General features: G+C 34.5%; 37 protein-coding genes. 1 reads left to right on the top strand and 36 read right to left on the bottom strand.

What is annotated here, in order from left to right; all coding sequences use genetic code 11:
• Nucleotides 1-137 precede the first annotated feature (137 nt).
• Nucleotides 138-503 carry a CoA-binding protein gene (locus C8C85_RS11580; RefSeq protein WP_116798465.1) on the bottom strand — a complete coding sequence of 122 codons (366 nt, stop codon included), beginning with the start codon at nucleotides 501-503 and terminating at the stop codon, nucleotides 138-140.
• A 213-nt stretch (nucleotides 504-716) separates the two neighbouring features.
• Here C8C85_RS11580 and C8C85_RS11575 point away from each other — a divergent pair, with 213 nt between their 5' ends.
• Nucleotides 717-1,346, top strand: coding sequence for a MarC family NAAT transporter (locus C8C85_RS11575; RefSeq protein ID WP_116797198.1), 630 nt, complete (start codon nucleotides 717-719; stop codon nucleotides 1,344-1,346).
• An 85-nt stretch (nucleotides 1,347-1,431) separates the two neighbouring features.
• Here the strand turns inward: C8C85_RS11575 and ctlX are convergent, their stop codons facing one another.
• From ctlX to fusA, 35 genes are all read right to left on the bottom strand, one after another.
• Nucleotides 1,432-2,367 carry a citrulline utilization hydrolase CtlX gene (gene ctlX / locus C8C85_RS11570; RefSeq protein ID WP_116798464.1) on the bottom strand — a complete coding sequence of 312 codons (936 nt, stop codon included), beginning with the start codon at nucleotides 2,365-2,367 and terminating at the stop codon, nucleotides 1,432-1,434.
• Nucleotides 2,368-2,527: 160 nt separating this feature from the next.
• Entirely contained in the window at nucleotides 2,528-3,442 is a 915-nt protein-coding gene (locus tag C8C85_RS11565; protein WP_116797197.1) for a dimethylarginine dimethylaminohydrolase family protein, read from the bottom strand.
• 72 nt (nucleotides 3,443-3,514) lie between these two features.
• On the bottom strand, nucleotides 3,515-4,789 hold the full coding sequence (locus C8C85_RS11560) for a citrate synthase (RefSeq protein WP_111411018.1): 1,275 nt from the start codon (nucleotides 4,787-4,789) through the stop codon (nucleotides 3,515-3,517).
• 154 nt (nucleotides 4,790-4,943) lie between these two features.
• Entirely contained in the window at nucleotides 4,944-6,236 is a 1,293-nt protein-coding gene (eno, locus tag C8C85_RS11555) for a phosphopyruvate hydratase (RefSeq protein ID WP_116797196.1), read from the bottom strand.
• A 118-nt stretch (nucleotides 6,237-6,354) separates the two neighbouring features.
• Nucleotides 6,355-7,458 carry a glutamine-hydrolyzing carbamoyl-phosphate synthase small subunit gene (gene carA / locus C8C85_RS11550; RefSeq protein WP_116797195.1) on the bottom strand — a complete coding sequence of 368 codons (1,104 nt, stop codon included), beginning with the start codon at nucleotides 7,456-7,458 and terminating at the stop codon, nucleotides 6,355-6,357.
• 292 nt (nucleotides 7,459-7,750) lie between these two features.
• Nucleotides 7,751-8,239, bottom strand: coding sequence for a 50S ribosomal protein L17 (gene rplQ / locus C8C85_RS11545; protein WP_116797194.1), 489 nt, complete (start codon nucleotides 8,237-8,239; stop codon nucleotides 7,751-7,753).
• 36 nt (nucleotides 8,240-8,275) lie between these two features.
• The gene (locus C8C85_RS11540; RefSeq protein WP_035637337.1) at nucleotides 8,276-9,268 is read right to left on the bottom strand and encodes a DNA-directed RNA polymerase subunit alpha; all 993 of its coding nucleotides are present in this window, start codon (nucleotides 9,266-9,268) and stop codon (nucleotides 8,276-8,278) included.
• Nucleotides 9,269-9,289: 21 nt separating this feature from the next.
• Complete coding sequence (gene rpsD, locus C8C85_RS11535) at nucleotides 9,290-9,895, bottom strand: 30S ribosomal protein S4 (protein WP_111411022.1); 606 nt, start codon at nucleotides 9,893-9,895, stop codon at nucleotides 9,290-9,292.
• A 92-nt stretch (nucleotides 9,896-9,987) separates the two neighbouring features.
• Nucleotides 9,988-10,371, bottom strand: coding sequence for a 30S ribosomal protein S11 (gene rpsK, locus C8C85_RS11530; protein WP_024981527.1), 384 nt, complete (start codon nucleotides 10,369-10,371; stop codon nucleotides 9,988-9,990).
• A gap of 8 nt (nucleotides 10,372-10,379) precedes the next feature.
• Complete coding sequence (rpsM, locus tag C8C85_RS11525; RefSeq protein WP_100433334.1) at nucleotides 10,380-10,754, bottom strand: 30S ribosomal protein S13; 375 nt, start codon at nucleotides 10,752-10,754, stop codon at nucleotides 10,380-10,382.
• Between the two features lie 2 nt (nucleotides 10,755-10,756).
• Nucleotides 10,757-10,873, bottom strand: coding sequence for a type B 50S ribosomal protein L36 (gene ykgO / locus C8C85_RS11520; protein ID WP_008992256.1), 117 nt, complete (start codon nucleotides 10,871-10,873; stop codon nucleotides 10,757-10,759).
• A 12-nt stretch (nucleotides 10,874-10,885) separates the two neighbouring features.
• Nucleotides 10,886-11,101 (bottom strand): translation initiation factor IF-1, encoded by a 216-nt coding sequence (gene infA / locus C8C85_RS11515; RefSeq protein WP_007136545.1) that lies wholly within the window; start codon nucleotides 11,099-11,101, stop codon nucleotides 10,886-10,888.
• Between the two features lie 3 nt (nucleotides 11,102-11,104).
• Nucleotides 11,105-12,451 carry a preprotein translocase subunit SecY gene (gene secY, locus C8C85_RS11510; RefSeq protein ID WP_111411023.1) on the bottom strand — a complete coding sequence of 449 codons (1,347 nt, stop codon included), beginning with the start codon at nucleotides 12,449-12,451 and terminating at the stop codon, nucleotides 11,105-11,107.
• A 13-nt stretch (nucleotides 12,452-12,464) separates the two neighbouring features.
• A complete protein-coding gene (gene rplO / locus C8C85_RS11505) occupies nucleotides 12,465-12,917 on the bottom strand; it encodes a 50S ribosomal protein L15 (protein WP_100433332.1) in 453 nt (150 codons plus the stop codon).
• 11 nt (nucleotides 12,918-12,928) lie between these two features.
• A complete protein-coding gene (gene rpmD, locus C8C85_RS11500; protein ID WP_026706255.1) occupies nucleotides 12,929-13,111 on the bottom strand; it encodes a 50S ribosomal protein L30 in 183 nt (60 codons plus the stop codon).
• A gap of 12 nt (nucleotides 13,112-13,123) precedes the next feature.
• The gene (gene rpsE / locus C8C85_RS11495) at nucleotides 13,124-13,648 is read right to left on the bottom strand and encodes a 30S ribosomal protein S5 (RefSeq protein WP_116797193.1); all 525 of its coding nucleotides are present in this window, start codon (nucleotides 13,646-13,648) and stop codon (nucleotides 13,124-13,126) included.
• Nucleotides 13,649-13,651: 3 nt separating this feature from the next.
• A complete protein-coding gene (rplR, locus tag C8C85_RS11490) occupies nucleotides 13,652-14,002 on the bottom strand; it encodes a 50S ribosomal protein L18 (protein ID WP_116797192.1) in 351 nt (116 codons plus the stop codon).
• Nucleotides 14,003-14,013: 11 nt separating this feature from the next.
• Nucleotides 14,014-14,556 (bottom strand): 50S ribosomal protein L6, encoded by a 543-nt coding sequence (gene rplF, locus C8C85_RS11485; protein WP_116797191.1) that lies wholly within the window; start codon nucleotides 14,554-14,556, stop codon nucleotides 14,014-14,016.
• An 18-nt stretch (nucleotides 14,557-14,574) separates the two neighbouring features.
• Complete coding sequence (rpsH, locus tag C8C85_RS11480) at nucleotides 14,575-14,973, bottom strand: 30S ribosomal protein S8 (protein ID WP_077377752.1); 399 nt, start codon at nucleotides 14,971-14,973, stop codon at nucleotides 14,575-14,577.
• A 109-nt stretch (nucleotides 14,974-15,082) separates the two neighbouring features.
• Entirely contained in the window at nucleotides 15,083-15,352 is a 270-nt protein-coding gene (gene rpsN / locus C8C85_RS11475) for a 30S ribosomal protein S14 (RefSeq protein WP_026707007.1), read from the bottom strand.
• Between the two features lie 3 nt (nucleotides 15,353-15,355).
• Nucleotides 15,356-15,907 (bottom strand): 50S ribosomal protein L5, encoded by a 552-nt coding sequence (rplE, locus tag C8C85_RS11470; RefSeq protein WP_077377755.1) that lies wholly within the window; start codon nucleotides 15,905-15,907, stop codon nucleotides 15,356-15,358.
• Between the two features lie 2 nt (nucleotides 15,908-15,909).
• Entirely contained in the window at nucleotides 15,910-16,224 is a 315-nt protein-coding gene (rplX, locus tag C8C85_RS11465; protein WP_035668111.1) for a 50S ribosomal protein L24, read from the bottom strand.
• An 11-nt stretch (nucleotides 16,225-16,235) separates the two neighbouring features.
• Entirely contained in the window at nucleotides 16,236-16,604 is a 369-nt protein-coding gene (gene rplN, locus C8C85_RS11460; RefSeq protein ID WP_007803649.1) for a 50S ribosomal protein L14, read from the bottom strand.
• A 2-nt stretch (nucleotides 16,605-16,606) separates the two neighbouring features.
• On the bottom strand, nucleotides 16,607-16,867 hold the full coding sequence (rpsQ, locus tag C8C85_RS11455; RefSeq protein ID WP_026707010.1) for a 30S ribosomal protein S17: 261 nt from the start codon (nucleotides 16,865-16,867) through the stop codon (nucleotides 16,607-16,609).
• A gap of 17 nt (nucleotides 16,868-16,884) precedes the next feature.
• On the bottom strand, nucleotides 16,885-17,076 hold the full coding sequence (gene rpmC / locus C8C85_RS11450) for a 50S ribosomal protein L29 (RefSeq protein ID WP_035668115.1): 192 nt from the start codon (nucleotides 17,074-17,076) through the stop codon (nucleotides 16,885-16,887).
• 13 nt (nucleotides 17,077-17,089) lie between these two features.
• On the bottom strand, nucleotides 17,090-17,515 hold the full coding sequence (gene rplP, locus C8C85_RS11445) for a 50S ribosomal protein L16 (RefSeq protein ID WP_100433326.1): 426 nt from the start codon (nucleotides 17,513-17,515) through the stop codon (nucleotides 17,090-17,092).
• 19 nt (nucleotides 17,516-17,534) lie between these two features.
• Complete coding sequence (gene rpsC, locus C8C85_RS11440; protein ID WP_116797190.1) at nucleotides 17,535-18,287, bottom strand: 30S ribosomal protein S3; 753 nt, start codon at nucleotides 18,285-18,287, stop codon at nucleotides 17,535-17,537.
• A 5-nt stretch (nucleotides 18,288-18,292) separates the two neighbouring features.
• Complete coding sequence (rplV, locus tag C8C85_RS11435) at nucleotides 18,293-18,706, bottom strand: 50S ribosomal protein L22 (protein WP_007803631.1); 414 nt, start codon at nucleotides 18,704-18,706, stop codon at nucleotides 18,293-18,295.
• Nucleotides 18,707-18,712: 6 nt separating this feature from the next.
• On the bottom strand, nucleotides 18,713-18,991 hold the full coding sequence (gene rpsS, locus C8C85_RS11430; RefSeq protein WP_035637298.1) for a 30S ribosomal protein S19: 279 nt from the start codon (nucleotides 18,989-18,991) through the stop codon (nucleotides 18,713-18,715).
• Between the two features lie 6 nt (nucleotides 18,992-18,997).
• Nucleotides 18,998-19,822 (bottom strand): 50S ribosomal protein L2, encoded by an 825-nt coding sequence (rplB, locus tag C8C85_RS11425; RefSeq protein ID WP_077377767.1) that lies wholly within the window; start codon nucleotides 19,820-19,822, stop codon nucleotides 18,998-19,000.
• 6 nt (nucleotides 19,823-19,828) lie between these two features.
• Nucleotides 19,829-20,119: a 50S ribosomal protein L23 gene (rplW, locus tag C8C85_RS11420; protein ID WP_077377770.1), complete on the bottom strand. Its 291-nt coding sequence runs from the start codon at nucleotides 20,117-20,119 to the stop codon at nucleotides 19,829-19,831.
• Between the two features lie 6 nt (nucleotides 20,120-20,125).
• Nucleotides 20,126-20,755 carry a 50S ribosomal protein L4 gene (gene rplD / locus C8C85_RS11415; RefSeq protein WP_116797189.1) on the bottom strand — a complete coding sequence of 210 codons (630 nt, stop codon included), beginning with the start codon at nucleotides 20,753-20,755 and terminating at the stop codon, nucleotides 20,126-20,128.
• Nucleotides 20,755-21,372 carry a 50S ribosomal protein L3 gene (gene rplC, locus C8C85_RS11410; RefSeq protein ID WP_077377776.1) on the bottom strand — a complete coding sequence of 206 codons (618 nt, stop codon included), beginning with the start codon at nucleotides 21,370-21,372 and terminating at the stop codon, nucleotides 20,755-20,757. The genes rplD and rplC overlap by 1 nt, the downstream gene beginning before the upstream one ends.
• Before the next feature lie 154 nt (nucleotides 21,373-21,526).
• Nucleotides 21,527-21,832, bottom strand: coding sequence for a 30S ribosomal protein S10 (gene rpsJ, locus C8C85_RS11405; RefSeq protein ID WP_007803605.1), 306 nt, complete (start codon nucleotides 21,830-21,832; stop codon nucleotides 21,527-21,529).
• A gap of 11 nt (nucleotides 21,833-21,843) precedes the next feature.
• The gene (gene fusA, locus C8C85_RS11400; protein WP_116797188.1) at nucleotides 21,844-24,000 is read right to left on the bottom strand and encodes an elongation factor G; all 2,157 of its coding nucleotides are present in this window, start codon (nucleotides 23,998-24,000) and stop codon (nucleotides 21,844-21,846) included.

The raw sequence follows: 24,000 nt of genomic DNA, 5'->3' as shown, positions 1-24,000 counted from the left end.
AAATTCTTTCAATTAAGATTATTGATTGTTATGGTTTATCCCAGATGGAAGCGGCATCCCACGCTTTTTTGCGTGGATATAGCGTACAGCTGGACACGAGCAAAGCGAACTGACGAAGTAAATAGATCCTTAAAAAATTAATATTTATTTAATGTCAGTAAAACCAATGTACACGCAGCTTCATATTTTATATTATTCAATTCCAACAATTGATAAAACTCTGGGTTTTCGGTTCCTGGGTTAAATAAAACACGTTTGGGCTTGGCATCGACAATGTAATTATAATAATCCCTTTGACGAGTTGGATTTAGGTATAACGAAATGGTATCAATATTTTTAACGGGAATCGCTTTGGTATTTATTTTAATTCCAGCCACTTCTCCACCGTTTTGTCCTAATGCAAGAACTGAATGTCCTTTGGCAACCAACATTTCAACAGCTTTGAATGCAGCCCTTTCTGGTTTTGTTGTAGCTCCAAGAACTAAGGTTTTTTTATTTTTTATCATTTTAATTCAATATAAGGTGCAAAAGTAATCAAAAAGGATTAAGCACTAACTAAATAGTTGTCATAAACCTAGAAATAGCCATCAAACATTACACCTTTTAACTAATTCCGTAATTGATTCCGGCATTTAATGAAATAAACAATTACATAACTCTTGTTTAAAGTTATTTATACATAAATTCGTAATTTTACAATCAAAAACCAAAACTGGATGGATTTATTTATTTACTTATTTGTTGCTTTATTTTCTGTTTTAAATCCCATAGGAACCGTTCCAATCTTTGTAGGTCTAACTCAAGGCGACTCCAAACAAGAATGTTCAAGAATTTCATTATGGACTTCCATAAATGTATTTTTAATCCTTATTATTTCGTTTTTTATTGGAAAGTATGTTTTGAGTTTTTTTGGCATTAGTATTGATTCCCTTCGAATTGCTGGCGGTTTAATCATTGTAAGTTCTGGCTTTTCCTTACTTTCAGGAAAGTTCAACAAAAAGCGAGGGATCAATAAAAAAATAGAAACCGACGCTCAAAAACGAAATGACATTGCTTTGACACCATTAGCTATCCCAATGCTTGCCGGCCCAGGTTCTATTTCCCTTTTAATTGCATTTTACCAAGAACATAATTCCACTAATGAACTTATAATTGCCTCACTAGCCATATTGGCAATTGCGATTGCAATTTTTATTATTCTGAGAAGTGCACATTATCTGGCCCAAATACTTGGCGCCTCTGGGATAGTAGCAATTTCAAGAATTGTAGGCTTTATAGTTATTGCAATTGGCATTCAATACATTGTAAGTGCCCTTATCAATATCATCAAAAGTAATTTGATGTAATCCTAAAATTAGCAATAAAAAAATCCAAATTCCAATCGTTGTCAGCAATTGGAATTTGGAATTTTTTATTTTAAACTTTTATATTTTATTCTCTCGGTAGGAAAATTTCTGCCATCATACAGCGGGCACTTCCACCGCCACAAGCTTCGATAGTATCTAAACTTGAACTCAAAATAGTTACATGCTCTTCTAATTGAGCAATTTGTTTTTTTGTCAAACTTTGATGGGCTGAAGTACTCATTACCAAATACCTTCTATCATCGGCCCCTTTTACTTCAAGCATGTTTCCTGCAAAGTTATTCACTTGCTCTTCGGTAATCAAAATAATTTCTTTTTCGTCACCTTTAAGGCTTTCAAGAACCATTTTTCGCTCTTTTTTATCGTCGATACAATCCGCACAAATAACGGCAAAAGTCTCTCCAATACACATCATTACATTGGTATGATAAATTAGCTTTCGTTCGTTATTAACAGTATGAAAGGCTTCAAAAATTACAGGTGTAAATTCAAAATCTTCACAAAACTCAATAAACAGCTCTTCATCAGCTCTTGGAGAAAGCGCACAATAAGCCTTTCCATTCTCCCTGTCCAATAATAAACTTCCTGTACCTTCCAAGAAAAAACCATCTTCTTCGGCAGAAGTATAATCCATAATGTTATCGATTATAAATCCTTTTTCTTCCAGAGTATCCAAAATATCTTCACGACGTTCCAGACGACGATTCTCTGCAAACATAGGATATAACGCCACATCCCCGTTCTCATGAAAAGAAATCCAATTGTTTGGAAAAATACTGTCTGGCGTATCTGAATTTTCTTTATCATCAACCACCGTTACATCGACCCCAACCGAGCGAAGCTTCTCAACAAAAACATCAAATTCCTGTTGCGCTTTTGCATTTACAGTTGCGGGCAAAAGACCATCTAAAACTTTTTGATAATAATTATTCACTGCTGTTTGCTCATTCATACGGAATGCAACTGGCCGAATCATCAAAATGGAGTTTGTTGTTTGTTTCATATGTTGATATTTATTGTTTTTTTTTATGGTCATATGTAATTCGCATATCATCATTAGCACTAGCGACCAATAATCAATTATGCTCATTTCATATTTTTATGGTATTATCATTAAAAAAATCTATTGCCTAAAGTTAAACAATAAAACCCAAAACGAATTGTTAATCTCTTATTAATGGCAAAGTAGAACATCGCAATAATCCCTCTTGCTTTGCAATTTCTGCATAAGGAATTTCTTCTACTGTAAACCCATTAGCTCTAAGCCAATTATTTAATCTTGTAAAATTCTTTTCAGAAACAACAACATTTGTGTCTATCGAAAATACATTGGAATTCATATTATACATTTCATCACGTGTAATATGAAACAAGTTTTCTTTTCCAAAAAGATTTACTAGAAACATATAATCTGCTTCTTCCCTAAATCCTCTTTTGTATATAATCCCTTTGTCTTTTCCCACTGGCTGAAAGCAACAATCAAGATGCAAAGCATTATCGCGAGCTTCAATTCTTGATTTAACCAAATCAAAATCTTTTACAATCTTATTTGGAAATAACTCTTTTATAAAATTTACTCCTTGCCAATTAGTCCTAGCGGTTACATAACTTGAATAATCACTTCCTTTATAGGTCCCAACAAAAATATAATCATTCCAGAGCATTACATCTCCTCCCTCAATATGAACTTCTTCGGGAGGACGAACAACTTTTGCAGGATTCATTTGATCAATTACATATTGAATAGCATCCAATTCGCGTTCGCGATCTGGTAAAATATTTGATTTGACAAAAGTATCATCTATTACAAAACCAATATCTCTAGCAAATATCTGATTGTAATTTTCGATCATTTCTGGACGCAAAACAGTTACTCCGTATTTTTGGAATACTGAATTAAAGGCTTCCATTTCAACCACCATATCAGCTTCTATCGGGTAGGTATTGGCTAAAATATGCTCTAAAGATTTAGGATCATAAGCTTCTTCCGCCTTTGGCGTAGGACCATTGTTAACAGCAGAACCTAACACCACTAGCCTCAATTTTGAGGTCTCATTTTTTATGTTTAATTCTAGCATTTTTATAACTTTTGCCAAAGATAAAAAAAAAAGCTCCACCGTAAAGTGAAGCTCTAATAATCTATTTAAGATTTATGATTTAACATATTCTCTCAAAGGATACCCAGTATATATCTGCCTTGGTCTTCCTATTGGTTCTTTGTTTTCTCTCATTTCTTTCCATTGAGCAATCCAACCTGGCAATCTACCAATTGCAAATAATACAGTAAACATATCTGTTGGAATTCCTAAAGCTCTATAAATAATACCTGAATAAAAATCAACGTTAGGATACAAATTTCTTGATTTAAAATACTCGTCTTCTAATGCCGAAACTTCCAGTTTTTTAGCAATTTCAAGAATAGGATCATTTACTCCCAAAGTCGCAAGCACTTCATCAGCAGCTTTCTTGATTATTTTTGCTCTTGGATCAAAGTTTTTATAAACTCTATGTCCAAAACCCATCAATCTAAAAGGATCATTTTTATCTTTGGCTTTCGCTAAATATTTCTCTGCGTCTCCCCCTGTAGCATGAATTTCTTCCAACATTTCTAGAACAGCTTGGTTTGCACCACCGTGTAATGGCCCCCATAAAGCAGAGACTCCTGCAGATATTGAAGCAAAAAGACCAGCATGTGATGAACCTACCATTCTCACTGTTGAAGTAGAGCAGTTTTGTTCATGATCTGCATGAAGAATAAATAATTTATCTAATGCATCAATAACAATTGGATCTGCAGTATATGGCCCAGTAGGCAATTTAAACATCAAATTCATAAAATTCTCAACATACCCAATTGTATTATCATAATAATTCAATGGATATCCCATACTTTTTCTATAAGTCCAAGTAGCAATAACTAAAAATTTAGCAATAGTTTTACAAACTGCATCATACATATCTTTTTCATTATCCGCATCTACTGATTTTGGATTAAAAGCAGTCAAAGCACTTGTCAAAGCAGATAACACTCCCATAGGGTGAGCCGTTCTTGGAAAACCGTCCAAAATAATCTTCATTTCTTCACTCACTAAAGTGAATTTTCGAATGTCATTTTCAAATTGCTCCAATCTTTCAGTAGAAGGCAATTCACCAAATATTATTAAATATGAAACTTCTAAAAAATGAGATTTCTCGGCTAATTCTTCAATTGAATACCCTCTATAACGTAAAATTCCAAGTTCACCATCCAAAAAGGTAATTTCACTTTTACAAGAACCAGAATTTTTATACCCTGGATCAAGGGTAATTACGCCAGACATATCTCGTAATTTACTAATATCAACAGCAGCTTCATTCTCACTTCCTACAATTACAGGAAGCTCAAATTTATTGCCGTCAATTTCTAATATTGCTATTTTTGACATATTTTTTTATGAAATAAAATTTAATTTATAATTTACCAAATCTAAGGAATTCCACATTAAATTAAAAACTAATTGAACATTGAATTTGTTAAAAATTCAATAAAAAAGCCATTCATCATAGACGAATGGCTCAATTACTATAATTTCATTACAATTACTTTATTTTGAATGCCTTTTTCCCAGGAAAATATGCAGAATTCCCTAATTCCTCTTCAATTCTTAATAGTTGATTGTATTTTGCCATACGATCAGAACGTGAAGCAGATCCAGTTTTAATTTGACCACAGTTTAATGCAACTGCCAAATCAGCAATAGTATAATCTTCTGTTTCTCCGGAACGGTGAGACATAACTGAAGTATAACCTGCATTTTTGGCCATATTAACTGCTGCAATTGTTTCACTCAAAGTACCAATTTGATTTACTTTTATCAAAATAGAATTAGCAATTCCTTTTTCGATACCAGTTGACAAACGGTCAACATTAGTTACAAACAAATCATCTCCAACTAATTGAACTTTATCACCAATTTTTTCGGTTAATAATTTCCATCCATCCCAGTCATTTTCATCCATTCCATCTTCAATAGATATAATTGGATATTTAGCAGCTAATTCAGCTAAATAATCTACTTGTTCAGCAGATGTTCTGATTTTACCTGTAGGACCTTCAAATTTAGAATAGTCATACTTACCATCTTTGTAAAATTCAGATGAAGCACAATCCAAAGCAACCATAATATCTTCTCCGAAAGTATAACCAGCAGCCTCAACCGCTTTTTTGATTGTATCTAAAGCATCTTCCGTACCACCAGCTAACGTTGGGGCAAAACCTCCTTCATCACCAACAGCCGTAGAAAGACCTCTGTCATGTAATACTTTTTTAAGGTTGTGGAAAATTTCTGTTCCCATTTGTAAAGCTTGAGCAAAAGAAGTAGCCTTAACTGGCATAATCATAAATTCTTGGAAAGCGATAGGCGCATCAGAATGAGAACCACCATTGATAATATTCATCATTGGCAAAGGCAAAGTATTTGCAGAAACACCACCAACATATCTGTATAAAGGCAATCCTAGCTCTTCAGCTGCAGCTTTAGCAACCGCCAAAGAAACTCCTAAAATAGCATTTGCTCCTAAGTTTGATTTAGTTGGAGTACCATCTAAATCAATCATCATTTGATCTATAAGATTTTGTTCAAAAATAGAAGTCCCAACTAATTCTTCAGCAATTTTAGTATTTACATTTTCAACCGCTTTCAAAACTCCTTTTCCTAAGAAGGCTTTACCTCCATCACGTAACTCATGTGCTTCATGCGCTCCTGTAGATGCTCCAGAAGGAACAGCAGCTCTTCCCAATACTCCATTCTCAGTAATTACATCAACTTCTACTGTAGGATTTCCTCTTGAATCAAAAATTTGTCTTGCGTGAATTTTAATAATAATACTCATTATTCTTATTTTTTATGTTATTAATTTGTATTTTACTCAAAATTAAGTAAAAAAAATCATAAGTCTTTATTCCAAAAACGTTAATATACTTTTATTTATTAACGATAACGTTTTAGTCTTATACAGATTTGATATTTTCAATAAACTGGTCAAAAAGATAAGAAGAATCGTGCGGTCCTGGACTTGCTTCTGGATGATATTGTACAGAGAAACAATTTTTGTTTTTCATTCTCATACCAGCTACAGTTCCATCATTCAAATGCAAATGTGTAATTTCTAAATCAGGATGATTATCTAGTTCTTCCTTATTTACGGCAAATCCATGATTTTGCGAAGTAATTTCACCTTTACCTGTTATTATGTTTTTTACCGGATGATTAATTCCTCTATGTCCGTTAAACATTTTGTATGTTGAAACACCATTTGCCAAGGCGATAACTTGATGCCCTAGACAAATACCAAATAAAGGTTTGTTATTTTGAATAATCTCTTTTGCTACTTGTATAGCACTATCCAAAGGATCTGGATCTCCAGGTCCGTTTGACAAGAAAAACCCATCCGGATTAAAAGAAGCTAATTCGGCGTAGCTCGCATTGTAAGGAAAAACCTTTATATAACAATCTCTTTTGGCTAAGTTGCGCAGGATGTTCTCTTTAATACCTAAATCTAAAGCTGCAATTTTATAAGTTGCATTTTCATCTCCATAAAAATATGGTTCTAGAGTAGAAACTTTAGAAGCTAATTCTAGACCTTTCATATCAGGAACTTCCGCTAATAATACTTTCAATTCTTCAATAGGGGTATCATCTGTACAGATGACAGCATTCATAGCTCCATTTTCACGTATGTAACTTACTAATGCACGGGTATCGACATCTGAGATACAAATCAAATTTTGTTTAATAAAATAATTTTCTAAACTCCCTGACGAATCAACTCTAGAATAATTAAAACTAAAATTTTTACAAACCAAACCAGCAATTTTTATACTACTAGATTCAACTTCTTTGTCATTTACCCCATAGTTTCCAATATGAGCATTTGTTGCAACCATTAATTGACCAAAATAGGAAGGATCTGTAAAAATCTCTTGATATCCAGTCATACCGGTATTAAAACAAACTTCCCCAAAAGTTTTTCCGCTTATTCCAATTGATTTACCGTGGAATATGGTTCCGTCACTTAATAAAAGAATAGCGCTTTTTCGTGTTGTATATTTCATGTGTAATTTAATATTGTGCAAATTTAAATTTTTAAAACAGTGGACGCAACGTTTTTTATGAATAATTAAGCCTATTTGAAACTCAATGTTAGAGAGTAACAAAATGATAGTAAAATGTTTAAAAATGACAAAATACTTTATCCAAAAAAAACTAACATGCAAAGCACCTATTCGATTACTAATCAATAACTGCAGTCGCAATACTTGCTTATTTCTTTATAAAAAAATCAAAAAAAAAGGATAAACTATAAATAGCTTATCCTTGATTATTATCGAATGATTATTTTCATAATTATTCAGCTGCGTCAGTTGTAGGTTCTGCTTCATCAGCTGGAGCTTCAGTAGCCTCATCTGCCTTTTTAGCTTTTCCACCACGACGGCTTTTTGCTTTTTTAACTTCTTTTTTACCTCCGTTGTAAAGTTCATTAAAATCTACTAATTCGATCATTGCCATATCAGCATTATCTCCTAAACGATTTCCAACTTTAATGATACGAGTGTATCCTCCTGGACGATCTCCTACTTTCGCTGCAACATCTCTGAACAAGTCAGTTACTGCATATTTACTACGTAAGTAAGCAAAAACGATACGACGATTGTGAGTAGTATCAGATTTTGATTTTGTTATAAGCGGCTCAACGAATTGTTTAAGTGCTTTAGCTTTAGCAACAGTAGTGTTAATACGTTTGTGCTCGATAAGAGAACAAGCCATATTTGCCAACATAGAACTTCTATGTGCAGTCTGTCTGCTTAAGTGATTGAATTTTTTTCCGTGTCTCATTGCTTTATGAAATTTAACCCCGCAAGCGGGATTAGATTATTCTTTATCTAGTTTGTATTTTGCTAAATCCATACCGAAGGTTAAATTCTTAATTGCAACTAGTTCGTCTAGTTCAGTTAAAGATTTTTTACCGAAATTACGGAATTTCATTAGGTCATTTTTATTGAACGATACTAAATCACCAAGTGTATCAACTTCAGCCGCTTTCAAGCAATTTAATGCTCTAACAGAAAGATCCATATCAACAAGCTTAGTTTTAAGCAATTGTCTCATGTGTAATGACTCTTCATCATAAGATTCTGTTTGTGCAATTTCGTCAGCCTCTAGTGTAATTCTTTCATCAGAAAACAACATGAAATGGTGAATTAAAACTTTTGCAGCTTCAGTAAGAGCATCTTTAGGATTGATTGAACCATCAGTTTTAATTTCAAAAACCAATTTCTCATAATCTGTTTTTTGCTCTACACGGAAGTTTTCAATTGCATACTTCACATTTTTTACAGGAGTAAAAATTGAGTCAGTAAAAATAGTTCCTATTGCAGCATTCTGTTTTTTGTTCTCTTCAGCAGGAACATATCCTCTACCTTTTTCGATAGTTAAATCGAAATTCAGTTTAATTTTACTATCTAAATTACAGATAACAAGCTCTGGATTCAAAACTTGGAAACCTGAAATAAATTTTTGAAAATCACCAGCTGTTAATTGATCTTTACCTGAAACAGAAATAGTAACTGATTCATTATCTATATCTTCAATTTGACGTTTGAAACGTACTTGTTTAAGATTAAGAATAATTTCGGTAACGTCCTCAACAACTCCTGAAATAGTAGAAAACTCATGATCTACACCTTCTATACGAACAGATGTAATTGCATAACCTTCTAATGCTGAAAGCAAAACTCTTCTAAGTGCATTACCAACAGTCAATCCGTAACCAGGTTCTAAAGGTCTAAATTCAAATTTACCTTCAAAATCGGTTGAATCGATCATGATAACTTTATCGGGCTTCTGAAAATTAAATATTGCCATAAATTTCGACTAAGTCAATTATTATTTGTTGTACAACTCTACGATTAATTGTTCTTTAATGTTTTCTGGAATTTGAAGTCTAGCAGGAACGCTTACAAATGTACCTTGTTTAGTTTCATTATTCCAAGTAATCCACTCATAAACATGACTTGAATTAGATAAAGAACGTTCGATAGCCTCTAAAGATTTAGATTTTTCACGAACACCTACTACATCACCTGGTTTCAAGTGGTAAGAAGGAATGTTAACATTTTCTCCATTAACAGTAATGTGACGATGAGAAACGATTTGACGAGCACCTCTTCTAGAAGGAGCAATACCCATTCTAAAAACAACGTTGTCTAATCTAGCTTCGCATAATTGTAACAATACTTCACCAGTTACACCTTTGGTAGCTGATGCTTTTTCGAATAAATTTCTGAATTGTTTTTCTAAAATTCCATAAGAATATTTAGCTTTTTGCTTTTCCATTAACTGAACAGCATACTCAGATTTTTTTCCTCTTTTTTTTGCCATCCCGTGTTGTCCAGGAGGGTAATTTCTTTTTTCGAAAGCTTTATCGTCTCCGAAAATTGCCTCGCCAAATTTACGAGCGATTCTTGTACTAGGACCAGTATATCTTGCCATTTTAAATTGTTTAAGATTGAGATTATGAATTCAGGTCTTATCCTTCGATAATCTATTTTCAATCTAGGTTATACTATAATTATTTTTGAGTACTAAACTCTACGTCTTTTTGGAGGACGACATCCATTGTGGGGCATTGGAGTAACATCGATAATCTCTGTAACTTCAATTCCACCGTTATGCAAAGAACGGATAGCAGACTCACGTCCGTTTCCTGGTCCTTTAACATACACTTTTACTTTTTTAAGTCCAGCCTCAAGAGCTACTTTACTACAATCTTCTGCTGCCATTTGAGCTGCGTATGGAGTATTCTTTTTAGAACCTCTAAAACCCATTTTACCAGCTGAAGACCAAGAAATAACTTCACCTTTTTTGTTAGTCAAAGAAATGATGATGTTATTGAAGGTAGCAGAAATATGAGCTTCACCCGTTGATTCAACGATAACTTTACGTTTTTTTGCAGTTGCTTTAGCCATATTACTTATTATTTAGTTGCTTTTTTCTTGTTAGCAACAGTTTTTCTTTTACCTTTTCTTGTTCTAGAGTTGTTTTTAGTTCTTTGTCCTCTTAATGGAAGACCTGATCTATGACGAATACCTCTATAACATCCAATATCCATTAAACGTTTGATGTTTAAAGAAACTTCAGAACGTAATTCTCCTTCAATTTTGAATGTTCCAACAGCTTCACGAATTGCTCCGATCTCGTCATCATTCCAATCTTGAACTTTTTTATCTTGGCTAACTTGAGCTTTTTCTAAAATCTCAATTGCTCTACTTCTTCCTAATCCGAAGATATAGGTTAGTGCTATAACACCTCTCTTATTTTTTGGGATATCTACCCCTGCTATTCTTGCCATAATTATCCTTGTCTTTGTTTAAATCTAGGATTCTTTTTGTTTATTACGTACAATCTCCCTTTTCTACGCACAATTTTGCACTCGGGACTTCTCTTTTTTACTGATGCTCTAACTTTCATAGTGAATATCCTTTAATATCTATAAGTAATTCTTGCTTTTGACAAATCATAAGGACTCATTTCTAGTTTCACTTTATCACCAGGTAATAATTTGATGTAATGCATACGCATTTTTCCAGAAATATGAGCGATTACAATATGTCCATTTTCTAACTCTACACGGAACATTGCATTGGACAATGCCTCAATGATTGATCCGTCCTGTTCTATTGCTGATTGTTTTGCCATAAGTTAAGCTACTGCTTTTCTATTTTTACCACTTTTCATCAAACCATCATAATGTTTATTCAACAAGTATGAATTAATCTGTTGAATAGTATCTATTGCAACTCCAACCATAATTATCAATGAAGTCCCTCCAAAAAACATAGCCCAAGATTGTTGAACATCCATAAGACTTACAACAATGGCTGGGAACACAGCTATCAAAGCAAGAAATAAAGATCCTGGAAAAGTTATTAAAGACATCACTTTATCAAGATAATCTGAAGTCTCAACACCCGGTCTAATACCTGGTATAAAACCACCACTTCTCTTTAAATCATCAGACATCTTATTAGTAGGAACTGTAATTGCTGTATAAAAGAAAGTAAATACAACTATTAACGTTGCAAAAACTAAATTATACCAAAAACCGAACATGTTACTAAAAGCACCAACAACAGATTGAGAAGCATCTGACTTAGATAAACCAGCAACAGCTGCAGGAATAAACATAATAGCTTGTGCAAATATTATAGGCATTACACCTGCTGCATTAAGCTTTAATGGAATCCATTGTCTGTTACCACCCATCATATCTTGTTCGAAATCACCAGATGTCGTACGACGAGCATACTGTACTGGAATTTTTCTAATTGCCATAACAAGTAGTACACAAGATATTATCACAAGTAACCAGATAATGATTTCAACAACCAATAACATTGGTCCACCATTATTGTTAGTTACTCTTGTGGTAAATTCTTGAATAAAAGCTTGTGGCAACCTAGCCAAAATACCAACCATTATCAAAAGGGAAATTCCATTTCCAATTCCCTTATCAGTTATTTTTTCTCCCAACCACATGGCAAAAATTGTACCAGTAACTAAGATTACAACTGAAGAAAATAAGAATTCAAAAGAGTTAAACCCTAAAATAAAAGCTGAACTAGGTAAAGTTCTGTAAAGATTGTAGATATAAGTTGGTCCTTGTACTAAAGTTATAACAATAGTTAACCAACGGGTAATTTGATTGATTTTTTTTCTACCACTCTCTCCATCACTCTGAAGTTTTTGCAAATAAGGAATCGCAATTCCCATAAGTTGCACAACAATAGATGCAGAAATATAAGGCATAATTCCCAAAGCAAAAACTGAAGCCTTAGAAAATGCACCTCCGGTAAACATGTCTAGAATAGATCCTAATCCATTTTTTGTTTGCCCAGCTAGTCCTGTTAATTGAGTTGCATCAATCCCAGGAAGCGTAACATGAGCTCCAAAACGATAAACAAGAAGTAGACCTAAAGTAATTAAAATTCTATTTTTTAGTTCTTCTATTTTCCAAACATTACTTATTGATTCAATAAATTTCTTCATCTTAATTGTAATATTACATGATTACAGCTTCTCCACCAGCAGCTTCGATAGCAGCTTTTGCAGTAGCAGTAAATTTGTGAGCAGTTACTTTTAATTTTGCTTTCAATTCTCCTCTACCTAAAATCTTAACGATTTCATTTTTGGTAGCAAGACGATTAGCTACATAAACTGTCATATCAACAGTATCTGTAATTACTCCATTATCAACTAATAATTGAAGAGTATCAAGATTAACACCTTCGTATTCTTTACGATTGATGTTAGTGAAACCAAACTTAGGTACACGTCTTTGAAGTGGCATTTGCCCTCCTTCAAAACCAATCTTTTTAGAATAACCAGAACGAGATTTTGCTCCTTTGTGTCCTCTTGCAGAGGTACCACCTTTACCAGAACCTTCACCTCTACCTAATCTTTTGTTTTGATTGTGTGTAGAACCCTCAGCAGGTTGTAAGTTACTTAAATTCATAACAGTATTTGTTATTTAGCTTCTTCAACAGAAACTAAGTGTTTAACTTTATTTATCATCCCAAGGATAGCAGGATTTGAATCATGCTCTACAACTTGTCCCATTTTACGTAGGCCTAAAGCTTCCAAACCTCTTTTTTGAGTAAGAGGACAGTTGATTTTGCTTCGAACTTGTTTTACTAATAATTTAGCCATAATTTCCTTGAATTAACCTTTAAAAACTTTTTCTAAAGAAACACCTCTTTGTTTTGCAACAGTGTAAGCGCTTCTCATTTGTAATAAAGCATCAAAAGTTGCTTTCACTACGTTGTGAGGATTTGAAGATCCTTGTGATTTAGATAATACATCATGAATTCCTACTGATTCAAGAACTGAACGAACAGCTCCACCAGCAATAACTCCTGTACCATGAGAGGCAGGAATTAAGAATACACGTGCACCACCAAATTTACCTTTTTGTTCGTGAGGAACTGATTGTCCGTTCAAAGGAATTTTCACAAGATTTTTCTTTGCATCTTCTACTGCTTTCGCAATTGCTTCAGAAACGTCTTTAGATTTTCCTAATCCATGACCTACAACTCCATTTTCATCACCTACAACTACAATAGCAGAAAAACCGAAAGCTCTACCTCCTTTTGTAACCTTAGTAACACGATTTACACTCACCAAACGATCTTTTAATTCAAGACCACTTGGTTTTACTAACTCTATATTTTTGTATTTAGACATAATATATTAGAATTTAAGTCCAGCCGCTCTTGCGCCTTCCGCTAATGATTTAATACGACCGTGATATAAATAACCTCCTCTATCGAAAGTTATCACTTCAATACCAGCTTTTAAAGCTTTCTCTGCTACTAGTTTCCCAACTGCAGTTGCCACTTCAAGGTTCGTACCTTTTCCAATTTCTTTTTCTCTTGAAGAAGCAGCTAATATAGTAACTCCGTTTACATCATCAATCAATTGAGCGTAAATTTCTTTGTTACTTCTAAAAACAGATAGTCTCGGGTTAGTAGCAGTACCACTAATCGTTTTTCTAATTCTGAATCTAATACGTTGTCTTCTTTCAGGTTTTGTTAATGACATAATCTTATTTTTTAAGCTGATTTACCTGCTTTTCTTCTTAATACTTCACCTACAAATTTAACACCTTTTCCTTTGTACGGCTCAGGCTTACGGAAACCTCTAATTTTTGCCGCAACTTGACCTAAAAGTTGTTTATCTAATGATGTTAATTTTACAATTGGGTTTTTACCTTTTTCAGATATAGTTTCAAGAGTTACCTCTGGAGCTACTTCTAAAATAATATTGTGAGAGAACCCAAGCGCTAAATCTAACTTTTGTCCTTGATTTGAAGCTCTATAACCAACTCCAACCAATTCTAAAGATTTTGTAAAACCTTCTGTTACACCAATAACCATGTTATTAATTAAAGATCTGTACAAACCGTGTTTTGCTCTTTGGTCTTTATGATCAGAAGATCTTTCTACTAGAACTTGATCTCCTTCAACCGTTACAGTTACGTCCGAAAACTCCTGTGTAAGTTGACCGTTTTTTCCTTTTACTGTAATAACACCGTCGGCAACTGTAATAGTTACACCAGCTGGTATTGTTACTGGGCTTTTACCTATTCTTGACATCTTATATAGTCTTTAAAATTAGTATACGTAACAAATTACTTCTCCACCAACATTTAATTGCTTGGCTTGTTTTCCTGTCATCAACCCTTTTGAAGTTGAAACAATAGCAATTCCTAATCCGTTAAGGATTCTTGGGATTTTAGAAGCACCTGCGTACTTACGTAAACCTGGTTTACTAATTCTTTGGATATCTTTGATTACTGGCTCTTTAGTATCTTTATCATACTTCAAAGCAATTTTGATAGACCCCTGAACAGCGTTGTCTTCAAATTTGTAACTTAAGATATAACCTTGATCAAATAAGATCTTTGTTATCTCTTTTTTTAGATTAGATGCTGGAATTTCGACAACTTTGTGGTTTGCAGCCACAGCGTTTCTAACTCTCGTCAAATAATCTGCAATTGGATCTGTATACATATGTATTGATTTGCGGCTATGGTTTTCAATTAATACTACATTAACTGAACCTTTAACCAGTTTATAAATGTGAAAAACAGACGTGATTACTCACGTCTGAATATTTTTTCTACCAAGATGCTTTTTTAACACCCGGTATCAATCCATTGTTAGCCATTTCACGGAATGTAACACGTGAAATACCGAATTGACGCATATACCCTCTTGGTCTACCTGTCAATTTGCAACGATTGTGCAAACGAACTGGCGAAGCATTTTTCGGTAATTTTTGCAAACCTACGAAATCTCCAGCTTCTAACAAAGCTTTTCTTTTCTCAGCATACTTAGCTACCGTTTTTTCTCTCTTAACCTCACGGGCTTTCATTGATTCTTTAGCCATATCTTAATTCTTTTTAAAAGGTAAACCTAATTCAGCCAACAATGACTTTGCTTCTTTATCTGTTTTTGCAGTAGTTACAAAAGAAATGTCCATTCCAGATATTTTATTTACTTTGTCAATATCAATTTCAGGGAAAATGATTTGCTCTAAAACACCTAAATTATAGTTTCCTCTACCGTCAAAACCAGTTGCTTTAATACCACTGAAATCTCTAACACGTGGCAATGCAGAAGTAATAAGTCTATCTAAAAACTCATACATTCTTTCTCCGCGCAAAGTAACTTTTGCTCCAATAGGCATCCCTTTTCTCAATTTGAAAGACGCAACGTCTTTCTTTGAGATAGTAGATACTGCTTTTTGTCCAGTTATCTTTGTCAATTCATCAACTGCATAGTCAATCAATTTTTTATCAGATACTGCTGCACCAACTCCCTTACTCAAAACGATTTTTTCCAATTTTGGAACTTGCATTACGTTTGTGTAACCGAATTCTTCTTTAAGAGCAGAGATAACTCTACTCTTATATTCTTCTTTTAGTCTAGGTATATATGCCATTACTATAGTACTTGATTAGATTTTTTTGAAAATCTTACTTTCTTATCTCCTTCAACTCTGATACCCACTCTTGTTGTCTCCTTAGTTTTAGGATCAATTAGAGAGATATTAGAAATTTGAATAGAAGCTTCTTTCTTTACAATACCACCTTGAGGGCTTTTTGCACTAGGTTTCGTATGTTTAGAAACCATGTTTACACCTTCAACAATTGCTTTGTTTTTCTCACGGTAAACACGCAAAACTTTACCTTCAGCACCTTTATGGTCTCCAGCAATTACTCTTACGATGTCTCCTGATTTTATTTTTAGCTTTATCATCTTAAAACGAATTAAAGCACTTCTGGTGCTAATGATACAATTTTCATGAATTGTTTTTCACGAAGTTCTCTTGCTACCGGACCAAAAACACGTGTTCCTCTCATTTCACCTGCAGCATTCAAAAGAACACAAGCATTATCATCGAAACGGATATAAGAACCATCAGCTCTTCTCACTTCTTTTTTGGTACGTACAACAACTGCAGTTGAAACAGCACCTTTTTTAACGTTTCCGTTAGGTGTTGCGTCTTTTATAGATACTACAATCTTGTCTCCAACAGAGGCATACCTTCTTTTGGTACCTCCTAAAACACGGATAGTTAAAACTTCTTTTGCTCCCGTGTTATCTGCTACTTTTAGTCTTGATTCTTGTTGTACCATAATTATTTAGCTCTTTCTAGGATTTCAACTAATCTCCAACATTTTGATTTACTCAAAGGACGCGTTTCGCTAATTCTTACAGTATCTCCTATGTTACAGTCGTTTGTTTCGTCATGTGCAACAAATTTCTTTGTTTTCAACACGAACTTACCGTATAATGGGTGTTTTACTTTAGTTACCTGAGCAACCACAATGGATTTATCCATTTTGTTTGAAGTAACAACCCCAACTCTTTCTTTTCTTAAATTTCTTTTTTCTTCCATCTTTCAGCAGAATACAATTATTGTAACTCTCTTTTAGTAAGTTCTGTAGCTAATCTAGCAACTGTTCTTCTTACACTTCTAATTTGAAGTGGATTCTCAATTGGAGAAATAGCGTGAGCCATTTTTAGGTCGGCATATGCCTTCTTAGTCTGGCTAAGTTTTTCTTGCAACTCCGCTGCAGAAAGATCTTTTATTTCTGATTGTTTCATAATATAATATAGATTATGCTTCGAAATCTCTAGCAATAACGAATTTAGTTTTTACTGGAAGCTTTTGTGCTGCAAGACGCAACGCCTCTTTTGCAACTGACAAAGGAACTCCTCCAACTTCAAACATAATTCTTCCGGGTTTAACAACGGCAGCCCAATATTCAACGGCACCTTTACCTTTACCCATACGTACCTCAAGAGGTTTCTTAGTGATAGGTTTGTCTGGAAATATTTTGATCCATAATTGTCCTTCTCTTTTCATAAAACGAGTTGCAGCGATACGTGCAGCTTCGATTTGACGAGAGGTTAAGAACATTCCATCTTCATGTACAGATTTAATACCAAACATTCCATTAGAAAGTTCATGTCCTCTTTGAGAATTTCCTTTCATTTTACCTTTTTGTACCTTACGGTATTTTGTTCTTTTAGGCTGTAACATTTTTCTTTAGTTTAAAAATTTACTTTCGTTTACGAGCGTCTGGTTTTCCACCTTTATTAAAAGGCTTTCTGTCTCCTCTAGGAGAATCTCCACCTTTACCACCAGCTTGTTTTTTGTCCATTCCAGCAAGTGGAGAAAGATCTCTCTTTCCATAAACTTCACCTTTCATGATCCATACTTTGATACCCATTCTACCATAAGTAGTATGAGCTTCAGCCAAAGCATAATCAATATCAGCTCTGAAAGTTGATAGAGGAATTCTACCTTCTTTGAAACCTTCTGAACGAGCCATCTCAGCACCATTCAAACGACCAGAAATCAAAACTTTGATACCTTCAGCGTTCATACGCATAGAAGCAGCAATAGCCATTTTGATTGCACGTCTGTAAGAAATTCTGCTTTCGATTTGACGACAGATGCTTGTAGCAACTAGATACGCGTCAAGTTCAGGTCTTTTTATTTCAAAGATGTTGATTTGAACCTCTTTGTCAGTAATTTTCTTAAGCTCCTCTTTCAACTTGTCTACCTCTTGTCCACCTTTCCCAATAATAATACCAGGTCTTGCAGTAGTGATAGTAACGGTTACAAGTTTCAAAGTTCTCTCGATGATTACTTTCGATACACTAGCTTTTGATAAACGAGCATGGATATACTTTCTGATTTTATAATCTTCGGCTAATTTATCACCGTAATCATTTCCACCATACCAGTTTGAGTCCCATCCTCTGATGATACCAAGTCTATTTCCAATTGGATTTGTCTTTTGTCCCATGCTGCTTAAGAATTGCTTTGTGTGTTATTGATAGCTCCTAACACGATTGTAACGTGATTAGAACGTTTTCTTATTCTGTGTGCTCTACCTTGTGGAGCTGGACGAAGTCTTTTCAACATCATTCCACCATCTACACGGATTTCTTTAACAAATAATCCAGCTTCTTCAAGATTACCTTCACTATTTTTTTGCTCCCAGTTATTGATTGCAGATAATAATAGTTTTTCTAATTTTCTTGAAGCTTCTTTCGAACTGAATCTTAATATGTTAAGTGCTCTTTCTACCTTCTGACCTCTTACCAAGTCCGCTACTAAGCGCATTTTTCTAGGTGAAGTAGGGCAGTTATTCAATTTTGCGAAAGCTATAGACTTATTAGCCTCTTTTCTCGCATCTGCTGTTTCTCTTTTACGAACTCCCATTGCTTCTTATTTTTTACCTTTATTTTTTGCTCCAGCATGACCTCTAAAAGATCTAGTTGGTGAAAATTCTCCTAATTTGTGACCTACCATGTTTTCTGTTACGTAAACTGGTACAAATTGACGACCGTTATGAACTGCGATAGTTTGCCCAACGAAGTCAGGAGTAATCATAGAAGCTCTAGACCATGTCTTAACAACTCCTTTATTTCCGCCTGCGATGTTTTCTGCAACTTTCTTGTCTAACTTATAATGAACGAAAGGTCCTTTTTTTAATGAACGTGCCATATCTTATTATTTCTTTCTACGTTCTACGATATACTTGTTACTCGGGTTTTTCTTAGAACGAGTTCTATAACCTTTAGCTGGTATTCCATTTCTTGAACGTGGATGTCCACCAGAAGAACGTCCTTCACCACCACCCATTGGGTGATCGACAGGGTTCATTGCAACAGGTCTTGTTCTAGGTCTTCTTCCTAACCATCTTGTTCTACCTGCTTTTCCAGATACAACTAATTGGTGGTCTGAATTAGATACTGCTCCAATTGTAGCTGAACAAGTCAACAAGATTAATCTTGTTTCACCTGAAGGCATTTTAATTGTCGCATATTTTCCATCTCTTGCCATTAATTGAGCAAATGTTCCAGCAGAACGAGCGATTACAGCCCCTTGTCCTGGTCTCAATTCGATACAAGATATAACAGTTCCTAAAGGAATTCTGCTTAAAGGTAAAGTATTACCAATTTCAGGTTGAGATTCTGGCCCAGAAACTACTTTCTGACCAACTTTCAATCCGTTTTGAGCAATAATATATGTTTTCTCACCATCAGCATAAGCTAATAAAGCGATAAACGCAGTACGATTTGGATCATATTCGATTGACTTCACTGTAGCTGGAATCGCTTCTTTAGTACGTTTGAAATCAATAATACGATATCTCTGCTTGTGACCACCACCCGTATAACGCATGGTCATCTTTCCTTGACTATTTCTACCTCCAGAGTTTTTTATCGGCGCTATCAAAGAGCGTTCCGGCTTATCAGTTGTAATGGCGTCATAACCATTCACAACTCTAAATCGCTGACCTGGGGTAATAGGTTTTAATTTTCTTACTGACATTTTATCTTAGATATTGTTGTAAAAATCAATTGTTTCTCCTTCTTGTACTTGAACAATCGCTTTTTTAATTGCGTTAGTCTTTCCACTGATTAAACCACTTTTAGTGTATTTTGTAGTTCTATCTGGTCTCACATTCATTGTATTAACACTCAAAACATTTACTCCATAAGCAGCCTCAACAGCTTTCTTAATTTGTACTTTGTTTGCTTTTCTGTCAACAACGAATCCGAAGCGGTTTAAAACTTCACTTTCTTTGGTTACTTTTTCCGTTACTATAGGTTTAATTATGATGCTCATATCCTATTATTTACTTAAATTTTCTTCAATTACTTCCAAAGAACTCTCCAAAAGCACTAAATTATTAGCGTTTAAAATAGCGTAAGTACTTAATTCATAGCTACTTACGACATTTGCAGCCTTTAAATTTCGTGAGGACAAATATACGTTTTTATTCGTATCACCCAACACAAACAGTGATTTTTTATTTTCTAACTCTAAAGCTTTCAAAACATTAATGAAATTTTTAGTGTTTGGCGTTTCAAAATTAAAATCTTCAAGTACGATTATATTCGACTCTTTTGCTTTAATTGAAAATGCAGATTTTCTAGCAAGACGTTTCAAGTTTTTATTCAATTTAAATGAATAACTTCTTGGTCTAGGTCCAAAAACCGTACCTCCACCTTTAAACAAAGGGTTTTTAGCACTACCCGCACGAGCTGTACCTGTTCCTTTTTGTTTTTTAATCTTACGTGTACTTCCCGCAACTTCAGCTCTTTCTTTAGCTTTGTGAGTACCTTGTCTTTGATTAGCCAAATATTGCTTTACATCAAGATATACAGCATGATTATTTGGTTCGATTGCGAAAACTGAATCAGAAAGTTGAACTTTTCTTCCAGTATCTTTTCCGTTGAAATCTAATACTTTTACTTCCATTACTTCTGAATGATTACATAAGAGTTTTTGCAACCAGGAATACATCCTTTAACAACAAGTAGGTTCTTATCAGCAACTACTTTTAAAACTCTAAGGTTTTGAACTTTTACATTATCTCCTCCCATTCTTCCAGCCATACGCATTCCTTTGAATACTCTGGATGGATAAGAAGAAGCTCCTACAGAACCTGGCGCTCTTAAACGGTTGTGTTGACCGTGAGTTGCTTGTCCAACACCACCAAAACCGTGACGTTTCACAACCCCTTGAAAACCTTTACCTTTAGATACACCTTGTACATCTACAAATTCTCCTTCAGCAAAAATAGAAACATCAATAAGATCTCCTAATTTTTGTTCTGTTGCAAAATCTTGGAATTCAACGACTTTTTTCTTAGCTACAGTTCCAGCTTTCTTAAAGTGACCTACAGCCGCTTTTGTGGAATGTTTCTCGTTTTTGTCATCGAAACCAAGTTGCAACGCTTCATACCCGTCAACACCTTTGGTTCTGACTTGGGTAACAACGCATGGTCCAGCTTCGATTACTGTACAAGGAATATTCTTCCCGTTTTCGTCGAAAATACTAGTCATGCCGATTTTTCTACCAATTAACCCAGACATAAATATTAATTATTAATTATTAAATATAAATATAGAACGCAGCTTTTAAGCAAATCCTATTTTTTAAGTGGGTGCAAATGTATAACTTATTTACACACAAACCAAAAAAATATTTTTTACCTAAAAACGGCGTTCCTTTTTACTCTTAAAGTACTTAAACTTTGATTTCAACTTCAACTCCACTTGGCAATTCAAGTTTCATTAAAGCATCAATAGTTTTAGATGAAGATGAATAAATATCAATTAATCTCTTATATGACATTACTTCAAATTGCTCTCTAGCTTTTTTGTTTACGTGTGGAGAACGCAATACTGTAAAAAGTTTTTTGTGTGTTGGTAATGGAATTGGACCAGTTACAACAGCACCTGTTGTTTTTACCGTTTTTACAATCTTTTCAGCAGACTTATCTACCAACATGTGATCGTAAGATTTTAATTTTATTCTGATTTTTTGACTCATTTTCTTAAAGATTATGCGTTTCCTTTTGCTTTTTTGATAACTGCTTCTGAAATATTAGAAGGCGTTTCAGCGTAGTGTGAAAATTCCATTGTTGAAGTTGCTCTACCAGACGACAATGTTCTCAATGTTGTCACATATCCAAACATTTCTGATAAAGGCACATCAGCCTTAATAGTTTTAGCACCTGCTCTGTCTCCCATATCATTCACCTGACCTCTACGACGGTTAATATCACCAACGATATCTCCCATGTTTTCTTCTGGCGTAATCACTTCCATCTTCATGATTGGCTCAAGAATTACAGCTCCAGCAGCCTTAGCTACTTCTCTATACCCCATTCTAGCTGCTAATTCAAACGAAAGAGCATCAGAATCAACAGGGTGGAAAGATCCGTCTAACAAAGTTACTTTCAAACTATCTACTTGGTATCCTGCTAAAGGACCAGTTTTCATAGCTTCACGGAAACCTTTTTCAACAGAAGGGATGTATTCCTTAGGAACGTTACCTCCTTTTACAGCATTCACAAACTGTAATCCAACTGGAGTTTTACCATCAACTTCATCAGCAGGCTCTAAAATAAATACGATATCACCGAATTTACCACGACCTCCAGATTGTTTCTTATAAGTCTCTCTATGTTGTGCTTTTTTAGTAAACGCTTCTTTGTATTCAACCTGAGGCTCACCTTGATTTACTTCAACTTTGAATTCACGTCTCATTCTATCAACCAAGATATCTAAGTGAAGCTCACCCATACCTGAGATAATAGTTTGACCTGAAGCTTCATCAGTTCTAACTGTAAAAGTTGGATCCTCTTCAGCTAATTTAGCCAAAGCCATACCCATTTTATCTACGTCAGCTTTAGTTTTAGGTTCAATAGCAATACCAATTACCGGTGCAGGGAATTTCATAGACTCAAGAATAATTGGGTGTTTTTCATCACACAATGTATCTCCAGTTTTAATATCTTTAAATCCAACAGCAGCTCCAATATCACCAGCCTCAATATATTCGATTGGGTTTTGCTTGTTAGCATGCATTTGGTAGATACGAGAAATTCTTTCTTTGTTACCAGAACGAGTATTCAATACATAAGAACCAGCATCAAGTCTTCCTGAATATGCACGGAAGAAAGCCAAACGACCTACGAATGGGTCAGTAGCAATTTTAAAAGCTAAAGCAGCGAAAGGCTCTTTAACATCTGGCTTACGCAAAATTTTAGTTTGATCTTCTTCCAATAATTCAGCATCATCTGGATGAATACCAGTAATACCTTCTTTATCCATAGGAGACGGCAAGTACTTACATACCGCATCTAACATAAATTGAACTCCTTTGTTTTTAAAAGAAGAACCAGCAATCATTGGAATGATAGCCATATCCATTACAGCTGCTCTTAAAGCAATGTTGATTTCTTCCTCCGTAATAGAGTCTTCATCTTCCATGAATTTTTCAAGCAAAGTCTCATCATAATCCGCAACTGCTTCAATAAGAATCGATCTGTACTCTTTCACTTCTTCAAGCATATCTTCCGGAATAGGCACAATATCATAAGTAGCCCCTAAACCTTCTTCATGCCAAACAATAGCTTGGTTTTTAACTAAATCAACTACCCCTTTGAAATCATTTTCTTCACCAATTGGCAAAGTGATTGCAACAGCATTTGATTTTAACATATCTCTTACTTGTTGACAAACCATCAAAAAGTTAGACCCTTGTCTATCCATTTTATTAACAAATCCAATACGCGGTACACGGTATTGATCTGCTAATCTCCAGTTAGTTTCAGATTGAGGCTCAACACCATCAACTGCACTAAATAAGAAAACCAAACCATCAAGTACACGCAAAGAACGGTTAACTTCAACTGTAAAGTCAACGTGTCCTGGGGTATCGATAATATTAAAGTGATAAGGTAATGTATTAGGTAAAATTCTACCTTGTTCTGTTGGGAAATTCCATTCACAAGTAGTAGCAGCAGAAGTAATTGTAATACCTCTTTCTTGCTCTTGCGCCATCCAGTCCATTGTTGCAGCACCATCGTGTACTTCACCAATTTTATGTGATTTTCCAGTATAGAATAATATACGCTCAGTTGTTGTTGTTTTACCAGCATCAATGTGAGCAGCAATTCCTATATTCCTTGTATATTTAAGATCTCTAGCCAT

The organism is Flavobacterium sp. 103 (assembly GCF_003096795.1).
Classification (GTDB): Bacteria; Bacteroidota; Bacteroidia; order Flavobacteriales; family Flavobacteriaceae; genus Flavobacterium.
The sequence above is the reverse complement of the archived record's forward strand: the minus strand, read 5'-3'. Positions and strand labels throughout refer to the sequence as shown.